Source organism: Paenilisteria portnoyi (genome assembly GCF_014322795.1).
Classification (GTDB): domain Bacteria; phylum Bacillota; class Bacilli; order Lactobacillales; family Listeriaceae; genus Listeria_A; species Listeria_A portnoyi.
The window spans coordinates 1-1,637 of record NZ_JAASTT010000039.1; the positions used below are offsets into that span (position 1 = coordinate 1).

Sequence of the window (1,637 nt, forward strand, 5' to 3'; positions counted from 1 at the left end):
CCATGCACCAAGTCCAATGACTGTTCCCAAAGCTTCTTTGGACTTGTCCCATTCACTGTCTTTATATTTCACATCCATCTTCCGCGCCTCCTCCCTACTCCGGCAAGTCTAGTTTCTCATAGAATTCTTGGCCCAGCGACTCGTCTTGTTCTTTCATCGCATTGATGGTATAAGCGACCAAATTCGCTATTTGCGCGTAGTTATCATACAAATCCATCACTTTTTTATTCGCATCCTTGTAAACATCCATCGCTTTCTTGGCCTTGCCTTCTTCGTAAAATGTAATCGCCGCAATCGAATCTGTCTTTGTATTTATCGTCTCCAACTCTAAGTTAATCGCATTGATCTTGTTATAAATGGTCGAAATCTCATCCACGCTAATCGATATATCCGCGGCACCGCCCCCAGCACCTGCTCCGTCCATTGCGACATTAGCCATGTTGCGCCACCTCCTTGTATGGGAATTCCATTTCGTCAAATACGAGCTTCATCAACCAGTATTGGCTCACGTGATGGTATTGTTGCCGCGCGACATCTAGCGAAATGAGTTTGTCGCCGTATAAGAAAAATAACCAGTTTTGATAGAATGTCGGTTCGGTCATTTCGGCTGGGTATTTGTCTAAATGAAACACTTCGAAATTGAAAACGGGTTCGCTTAATGCCATCGCTTTGATCTCATTTTTTTCTTGGTTGCTGAGTTCCTTAGTTAGGAAGGTTTTCTCGTCCATGCCTGGTTCGCGTGCAATTAACGGGAAACCGTCATACAGCACTTTTAAGGCGTGTGCTTTGGACAGAACGAGTAAGCGGTAGTATTTATTTTTCTCGGCTTCGATGAGGAGGACGACTTCTTCGGTGTTGTCTTCTTGGAACGAGAACATGATGTTGTTGCAGCGTACGTATTTCTTGCTTCGGTGGTACGCGGATAGTTTGTTGATAACGAAGGCGCCACTTTTGGTGACAGCGCCTTCTGTTGTTAGGATTTCTTTTGCGATGAGTTGTTGCTGCGCGTATGCCATCGGGTCATCATCGCGTAAAATAAACACTTCTTTGCCGGGAAAACCGAATAGGACATTGCCATCCGTTGCGGCAAGAAGGAGATACATTTCTTCCAGGCTAAAATAGTCGTTAGGATCGAGTTGTTGTGTCATAGATTTTTGACCTCCCGTACTTTGGATTCGCTGTCGTAGGCTTCGATGTATGTCTCTAAATTTTCTAAGGCTTTCGTTTGTTCTTTCATCGCGGATTTCACGTCTTTATGGTATTGAACGATGATGTCCAAGTAGGCGACAAAAGCGTCCTTGGATTTCCCTTTCCATGTGACACCATGGACGAAACTTTGTAAACTTGTGGCATCGGTATAACTATTTTTTAAGGCGGTGTCGATTTCTTTTGCTAATTTTCTAGCCTCTTTCGCTTCATCTCCGTATATTTCCACTTTATCAGCCATCTATCATCCCTCCTTTGCCGCAGCATCTCTGTAGTGAACGTATCTTTCGTATGCCTTGTCTCGCGCTGCTGTGATACTGGAACGCTTATCGCTTGCATCATTGATATAGCTTTCTACTTTTTTCATCAGTTCTTCTCGCTTCGAATCAAAATGCTTGGACGGAATGGAGACACCGTCAAAGTCTGGATGC

Annotated in this window: 4 protein-coding genes; all 4 read right to left on the reverse strand. The window is 44.2% G+C overall.

Features of this window, described 5'->3' with window-relative positions; translation table 11 throughout:
• Positions 1–94 precede the first annotated feature (94 nt).
• On the reverse strand, positions 95–439 hold the full coding sequence (locus HCJ66_RS15755; protein WP_187134000.1) for a hypothetical protein: 345 nt from the start codon (positions 437–439) through the stop codon (positions 95–97).
• Positions 432–1,148, reverse strand: a complete 717-nt coding sequence (locus tag HCJ66_RS15760) for a DUF5081 family protein (RefSeq protein WP_187134001.1) — start codon at positions 1,146–1,148, stop codon at positions 432–434. The genes HCJ66_RS15755 and HCJ66_RS15760 overlap by 8 nt, the downstream gene beginning before the upstream one ends.
• Entirely contained in the window at positions 1,145–1,447 is a 303-nt protein-coding gene (locus tag HCJ66_RS15765) for a WXG100 family type VII secretion target (protein WP_187134002.1), read from the reverse strand. Before HCJ66_RS15765 ends, HCJ66_RS15760 begins: the two co-directional genes overlap by 4 nt.
• 3 nt (positions 1,448–1,450) lie before the next feature.
• The coding region (locus tag HCJ66_RS15770; protein ID WP_425489681.1) for a hypothetical protein at positions 1,451–1,637 on the reverse strand (187 nt) is incomplete at its 5' end.